The organism is Tahibacter sp., from assembly GCF_035481375.1.
Taxonomy (GTDB): Bacteria; Pseudomonadota; Gammaproteobacteria; order Xanthomonadales; family Rhodanobacteraceae; genus Tahibacter.
Genome location: NZ_DATIGT010000329.1, coordinates 1 through 8077, shown reverse-complemented (window position 1 = coordinate 8077; position 8077 = coordinate 1). Strand labels below are relative to the sequence as shown.

Below are 8077 nucleotides of genomic sequence, written 5' to 3'. Positions count from 1 at the left end.
TGCGCTGGCTCTATGCCGACAGCCTGTTCGACGCAGCGACGATCGCGCGCTTCGCCGAGAGCTTCGCGACGCTGCTGTCGTCGATCGTCGACGCGCCGACGCAATCGGTACAGTCGCTGCCGCTGCTGCCGGCGGCGGACACGGCGCGCCTCGCGCAGTGGAGCCGCGGTCCGCAGCGGGAGATTCCGGCGCTGTGCGCGCACCAGTGGTTCGAACGGCGCGCCGAGGCGACGCCCGATGCGCTCGCGGTGCGCTGCGACGGCGAGGCGCTGAGCTATGCCGAACTCAACGCGAAGGCCAATCGCCTGGCGCATTACCTGATCACGCAGGGCGTCGAACCCGACCAGCTCGTCGGCCTCTGCGTCGAGCGCTCGCTCGACATGCTCGTCGGCGTGCTCGGGATTCTGAAGGCCGGTGCGGGCTATCTGCCGCTCGATCCGGAATATCCCGAAGAGCGCATCGCCGACATGCTGGCCGACGCGCGCATCGCGCACGTCGTGACGCAGACCGGCGTGCTCGAGGCGCTGCCGCTGCTGGGCGAGCTGCAGGTGCTGCCGCTCGACGGCGCGCTCGGCGGCCTGCTGCTCGACGGCCAGCCCGGGACGAATCCGGTCGTCGGTGTGATGCCGAGGCATCTCGCCTATGCGATCTATACCTCGGGTTCGACCGGCAAGCCCAAGGGCGTACTGCTCGAACACCGCGGTCTCGTGAATCTCGCGCTGAACCAGCAGCGGCTGTTCGATCTCGATGCCGCGAGCCGCGTGCTCGCGTTCGCGTCGCTGAGCTTCGACGGTTCGTCGTGGGAATGGATCATGGCGCTGGCGAGCGGTGCGAGCCTGCACGTGGTGCGGCCCGAGCAGCGCCAGTCGGCGCAGGCGCTCGCGGACTTCCTCGTGCGCGAGCGCATCACGCATGCGGCGATTCCGCCGGCGCTGCTCGCGCAGGTCGACATCGATCGCGACTACGCGCTGAAGGTGCTGATCGTCGCGGGCGAAGCCTGCGAGGAACGCCTGGCCTGGGCCTGGGCGCAGCGCTGCCGGGTCTGCAATTCCTACGGTCCGTCCGAAGCGACGGTTGCCGCGACGCATGCGGACATCCGCCGCAACGAACGCATCACGCTCGGCACGGCGCTCGCCAACGTCGAGCTGCACGTGCTCAACGCGCACGGTCAGCCGCAGCCGGTCGGTGTGGCGGGTGAACTGTATCTCGGCGGCGCGGGTCTCGCGCGCGGCTATCTCAACCGGCCGCAGCTGCAGGCCGAGCGCTTCGTCGCCGCGCCGCACGACGCGGCGCAGCGGCGCTATCGCACGGGCGACCTCGTCGCCTGGACGGCCGCGGGCGAGCTGCAGTTCCTCGGCCGCATCGACGACCAGGTCAAGATCCGCGGCTTCCGCATCGAACTCGGCGAGATCGAGACGCAGCTGCTGCTGCATGCGGCGGTCCGCGAGGCGGTCGTCGTCGTGCGTCAGGACAAGGGCACGCCGCAGCTCGTCGCGTATGTCGTGGCGAGCGGCGACGACGCGCTGCCGAACGAAGTGCTGCTGGCCAAGGAATGGCGTGCGCACCTCAAGCAGTCGCTGCCGGACTACATGCTGCCGGCGGCGTTCGTGGTCATGGATGCGCTGCCGCTGACCCCGAACGGAAAGGTGGACAAGCGGAAACTTCCCGAGCCGGACTACCAGGCGCAGCAGGTCTACGTCGCGCCGGAAACCGACACCGAACGCCAGCTCGCGGCGATCTGGCAGCAGGTGCTGCGCGTCGGGCAGGTCGGCATCCACGACAATTTCTTCGAGATCGGCGGCGATTCGATCCTGTCGATCCAGGTCGTCTCGCGCGCGAACCAGGCCGGCATCGGCGTCACGACCAAGCAATTGTTCGAGGCGCAGACGATCGCCGAACTCGCGCGCGTCGCCTGCGAACAACTGCTCGTGCAGGCACCGCAGGAGGCCATCGACGGCGGCTTCGCGCTGCTGCCGATCGATCATCTGTTCCTGACCGGCGAGCTGCGCGACCGTCATCACTACAATCAGGCCGTGCTGCTGGAAACACCGGCTGGTTTCGACGCGAGCGCGCTCCGCGCCGTGATCGCCGCGGTCTACGCGCGCCATGACGCGCTGCGCCTGCGCTTCGTCGAGCGCGACGGCGAATGGCAGGCGACGCACATCCCGCTCGACGACGCGATGATCGCGGCGAGCTGCATCGTCGAAGTAGCCGGCGCCGATGCCGGTCCTGCCGACTGGTCCGGTTTCGTCACCGCGCGCTGCGCGCACTGGCAGGGCGCATTCGATCTCGCCACGGGGCCGCTGCTGCGCGCCGTGTATTTCCCGCCGGTGCACGGCGGCGCCGGACGCCTGCTGCTGCTCGCGCACCACATCGTCGTCGACGGCGTGTCCTGGCGCGTGCTGCTGGCCGACGTCGAGCAGGCGCAGGCCCAGCATCGCAACGGCGAGGCGATCGCACTCGCGCCGAAGACGTCGTCGTACCAGCAGTGGGGCGCGGCACTCGCCGACTACGCGCACGGCGACGCGCTGCGCGCCGAGAAGGACTACTGGCTCGCGCAGTGCGGCGAGCGCGTCGCGCCGCTGCCGGTCGACCGCAAGACCGCCGAACCCGGCGCGATCGGCACGACGCGCACCGTCGCGATCAGCCTGACCGCCGAGGAAACGCGCGCGCTGCAGCAGGAATGCCCGGCCGCCTATCGCACGCAGATCAACGAGCTGCTGCTGGCCGGCGTCTATCTCGGCGTGCGCCGCTGGAGCGGCGCTGACACCTTGCGCCTGCGCCTCGAAGGCCACGGCCGCGAATCGCTGTTCGACGGCATCGACCTGACCCAGACCGTCGGCTGGTTCACGAGCGTCTATCCGCTGACCTTGCGCTGCGCGAGTGCCGAAGCCGGTGCCGTGATCAAGGCGATCAAGGAGCAGAACCGCGCGATTCCGCACCACGGCATCGGCTACGGCATCCTGCGCTATCTGACGCGCGACGCCGACATCCTGGCCGCATCGGCCGGCAACGAGCCCGAACTCGAGTTCAACTACCTCGGCCAGTTCGACCAGGTGCTCAACGCCGACACCGCGTTCAAGGCCGCGGAAGAAAGCGTCGGCCCGAAGATCGGACCGCATCGCGCGCGCATGCATCACCTCGGACTCTCGGGCAAGACCTTCGGCGGCGAGCTGCATTTCGTCCTCGACTACAGCACCGACCAGTACGACGACGCGACCATGCAGCAGCTCGCCGGCCTTATCGAGGACGGCCTGCGCGATGTCATCGACCACTGCCGCGAACGCGGCGCCGGCGCGTTCACGCCGTCGGATTTCCCGCTCGCGCAGATCGACCAGGCGCGCCTCGACCGCTGGCAGGCCGACTACCCGGGCCTCACGCGCCTGTATCCGGCCACGCCGCTGCAGGCCGGCCTGCTGTTCGAAAGCCTGCTGCGTCCGTCGACCTATATCGTGCAGACGTTCCCGCTGCTGCGCGGCGCACTCGACCCGGCGGCGTTCCGCCGTGCGTGGCAGCAGGTCATCGCGCGGCACGACATCTTCCGCACGGCCTTCGTCGGCGAAGGCGATCAGGTACATCAGCTCGTCAGCGCGCAGGCCGAACTCGCGTGGCACGAGGAAGACTGGCGCGCGCTGCCCGCGCCTGAGCAGCAGGCGCGCTTCGATGCCTACCGCAGCGACGACCGCCGGCGCGGCGTCGACTTCGCGACCGCGCCGCTGCTGCGCATCGCGCTGTTCCGCTACGGCGAGGACCGATGGCAACTGCTCTGGACGCATCACCATATTCTTTCCGACGGCTGGAGCAGCCCGCTCGTTTATCGCGACGTCATCGCGCTGTACCAGGCGCAGGTCGAAGGCCGCGATGCGCGCCTGCCGGCAGCCCCCGCGTTTGAAACCTACATTGCCTGGCAGCAGCGCCAGGATCGCGCCGCGGCGCGCGAGTACTGGCGCGGCGTGCTCGGGGACATCGAGGCGCCCACGCCGCTCGTGGTCGACCGCGGCGGCGAGACCGGCGGGAACGGCGAGCGCGAACAGCGCCTGCTGCTGAGCGCCGCGCAGACGTCCGCGCTGCAGCAGCTCGCGCAGCGCCTGCACACGACGCTGAACACGCTCGTGCAGTGGTGCTGGGGAAATCTGCTGCATCGCTACAGCGGCGAGCGCGACGTCGTGTTCGGCGCGACGATTTCCGGCCGTCCGGCCGAAGTGCCCGGCGTCGAGGAGATGGTCGGTCTCTTCATCAACACGATCCCGGTCAGGATTTCCTTCGATGCGGAAATGCCGGTCGCCGACGCGCTGCAGCGGCTGCAGCGCGAATTCCAGGAAGCGACCGCGGCGGGCTACCTGTCGCTGTCGGAGATCCAGCGCCAGTCGCGCGTGCGTCCCGGCACCGCGCTGTTCGACAGCCTGCTCGTGTTCGAGAACCTGCCGATCGATGCGCGGCTCGACGCCGAAACCGCAAGGCCGGCGCTCGACGTGGAGCAGGGCGGCGCGACGCAGCACACGCAGTACGCGCTGACGGTGATTGCGATCATCGGCGCCGAGCTGCAGATCCGCTGCAGCTACGACACGGCGCGCTTCGGCGAGGCCGCGATCGCGCGGCTGCTCGCGCATTTCGGCCGGATCCTCGACCGGCTGCCGGCCATGGCGCTGCACGGCGCGCCCGCGCCGCTGCTGCAGGACGACGACGAGCGCGCCAAACTTGCGGCCTGGAACGACACGGCCGCCGGCTACGATCGCGGCGCGACGATCCACGGCCTTGTCGAAGCGCAGGCGGCGCGCACGCCCGACGCCGTCGCCGTCGTGCTCGGCGACGCGCATCTGAGCTATGCACAGCTCGACGCGCGCGCGAACCGGCTCGCGCATCATCTGATTGCGCAGGGCGTGCGGCCGGGCGACCGCGTCGGCCTCTGCGTCGCGCGCTCGTTCGACCTCGTCGTCGGCGTGCTCGCCGTGCTCAAGGCCGGCGCCGCCTACGTGCCCCTCGATCCGGCCTATCCGGCCGCGCGCCTCGCGTATCTGATCGAAGACAGCGGTGTGGCGATCGTGCTGACCCAGGCGCCGCTCGCGCGCGGCCTCGCGAGCGATCGCGTGCGCGCCGTGCTCACGGACGACGAGGCGGCGTTTTCCACGTATCCCGAAAGCGGCATCGCAGCCGGGACGGTTTCCGCCGACGGCGCCGCGTTCGTCATGTACACCTCGGGCTCGACCGGCCAGCCCAAGGGCGTCGTGCTGCCGCATCGCACGATGACGAACCTCATGACGGGCATGGCGCGCCGCTACGCGGCGCTCGCCGCGGTCACGCCGACCCTGCAGTTCGCGTCGATGAATTTCGACATGTCGCTCTACGAAATCACAAGCGCGCTGTTCACCGGCAGTCCGCTCGTGCTGATCGCCGAGGAAGACCGCCTCGACCTGCCGCGCCTGATCGCCGTGCTGCGGCGGCAGGCGGTCGGCCGCGTCTATCTGCCGACCGCGATGCTCAATCAGTTCGCGCAGGCCGTGCTCGCGTCCGGCGCGGAACTGCCGGCGCTGCGCGTGCTGCAGGTCGCGGGCGAAGCGCTGTCGATCACGCCGGCCGTGCGCGACTGGGCCGCGCGCAGCGGCTGCCTGCTGCTGAACCTCTACGGGCCGACCGAGAGCCACGTCGTCACCGAGCACGCGCTGCACGGCGATCCGACGCAGTGGCCCGCACTGCCGTCGATCGGCCGCCCGGTCGACAACGTGCAGATCCATATCCTCGACGACGCGCAGCGGCCGCAGCCCGTCGGCGTCACCGGCGAGCTGTACATCGGCGGCGACAATCTCGCGCTCGGCTATCTCGGCCGCGACGAGCTGACCGCGGCGAAGTTCGTGACGGTCGACATCGACGGCGTCGGCGCGCAGCGCCTGTACCGCACCGGCGACCTCGCGCGGCGCTCCGCCGACGGATGCATCGACTACATCGGCCGCGCCGACACGCAGGTCAAGCTGCGCGGCTTCCGCGTCGAGCCCGGCGAGATCGAGACCGTGCTCGCGCGCCACGACGGTGTCGCCGAAGCCGTCGTCGTCGCGCTCGGCGACGGCGACGACAAGCAGCTCGTCGCCTATGTCGTGGCGAAAGCGACGGCCGACGAAGCGCTGCTGACGACGGCACTGCGTCCGTTCCTGCAGCGCGAGCTGCCGCACTACATGATCCCGTCGGTATTCGTGCCGCTGGCCGCGCTGCCGCTGAACGCGAACGGCAAGGTCGACCGGCGCGCGCTGCCGGCGCCACAGCGTGCCGCGCCGCCGGATTTCGTCGCGCCGGCGACGCCGACCGAGATGCGCCTCGCGCGCATCTGGCAGGACCTGCTGAAGCTCGAGCGCGTCGGCGCGAACGAGCGCTTCTTCGAACTCGGCGGCCACTCGCTGCTGGCCACGCGCGTGGTCGGCGCGGTGCTCACGGAGTTCGGCTGCGTGCTGCGCCTGCAGGACGTGTTCGCGTACCAGGCGCTCGCGGAACTCGCACAACTGATCGATCTGCTGCAGCAGCCGGCAGGCGTCGAAAACGGCACGGCGGCTTCCGCCGGCCAGGAACTGGAAGAGACGGAGTGGTAGCGATGAACATCACGGACCTGCTCGCGCGGCTGCAGCACAGCGGCGTCGTCGCGAGCGTACAGGACGGCCGCCTGAAGACCGCCGCGCCGAAGGGCGCGATCGATGCGGAACTCGCCGCGCTGATTCGCACGCACAGGGATGCGCTGATCGCGTTCCTGCAGCGCGCCGACGCGCAGGCCGCCGAGAAGGCGAAGCTCGTCATCGCGAAAGCGGCGCCGGCCGGGAGCTACCCGCTGTCGTTCTCGCAGCAGCGCCTGTGGTTCATCGACCGCCTGCAGGGCGGCAGCGCGCAGTACAACATTCCGTTCGCGCTGAAGATCCGCGGCGACATCGACGGCGCGCTGTTCCAGCGCACGCTCGACGCCGTCGTCGCGCGCCACGACGTGCTGCGCACCCGCTTCGAGGAACGCGACGGCGTGCCGCAGCAGATCGTCGGCACGGCGCAATCGGCCGTGATCCGCTGGCACGATCTGTCGGCGCTCGACGCCACCGCGCGCGAGGACGCGCTGCAGCAGCTCGCCGATGCCGAGGTCGACACGGCATTCGATCTTTCGTCCGACCTGATGCTGCGCACCGCGATCGTGAAGCTCGCCGACCGCGAGCATGCCGTGTTGTTCACCGTGCACCACATTGCCGCCGACGGGTGGTCGATGGGCGTGCTCGTCAAGGAATTCGCGCAGCTCTACGCCGCGTTCGCGGTCGGCGGCGCCGATCCGCTCGCGCCGCTGACGCGGCAATACACCGACTACGCGCAGTGGCAGCGTGGCCTCGAGCGCGACGGCGCGTTCGACGGCGAACTCGCCTACTGGCAGGAACAACTGCGGCAGATCCCGGCCGTGCACGCGCTGCCGCTCGACCGTCCGCGTCCGGCGCAGCAGGGCTTCGTCGCGCAGCGTCACGGCTGCCGCCTCGGCACCGGCCTGCTCGCCGACCTGCGCCGCCTCGCGCAGCGCCACGACGTGACCTTGTTCATGCTGCTGCAGGCGGCGCTCGCCGCCGTGCTCGCGCGCTGGAGCGGCGAGCATGACATCGTCATCGCGACACCGATCGCCGGCCGCAGCCAGCCCGAAGTCGCGCCGCTGATCGGCTTCTTCATCAACACGCTCGCGCTGCGCAGCACGGTCACGCCGGAACTGACCGTCGCCGAGCTGCTGGCCCAGACGCGCCGCACCGCGCTCGACGCCTATGCGCACCAGAACCTGCCGTTCGATCTCCTGATCGACGCGCTGAATCCCGAGCGCAGCCTGGCCTACAACCCGGTCAGCCAGATCAAGTTCGTACTGCAGAACCACGAGTCGGGCGCACTGGAACTGCCCGGCCTCGCGCTCGAACCGCTGACCCGCGGCGTCGAGCGCGTGCGCTTCGATCTCGACCTGACCGCGAGCGAAGGCGAGAACGGCCTGCAGCTGAGCTGGACCTACAAGGAAGAACTGTTCGATGCGGCGAGCATCGAGCGGCTCGCGCAGGCGTATGAGCTGCTGCTGCGGCAGTGGCTCGCGCGG

The 8077-nt window shown here is 70.1% G+C and carries 2 protein-coding genes; both read left to right on the top strand.

Translation table 11 applies throughout. From position 1 onward, the window contains the following. Positions 1-6575, top strand: a 6575-nt coding sequence (locus tag VLF18_RS22035; RefSeq protein ID WP_325281784.1) for a non-ribosomal peptide synthetase, incomplete at its 5' end; no start/stop codon positions are given. 2 nt (positions 6576-6577) lie between these two features. Then, positions 6578-8077, top strand: a 1500-nt coding sequence (locus VLF18_RS22030) for a condensation domain-containing protein (protein ID WP_325281783.1), incomplete at its 3' end; no start/stop codon positions are given.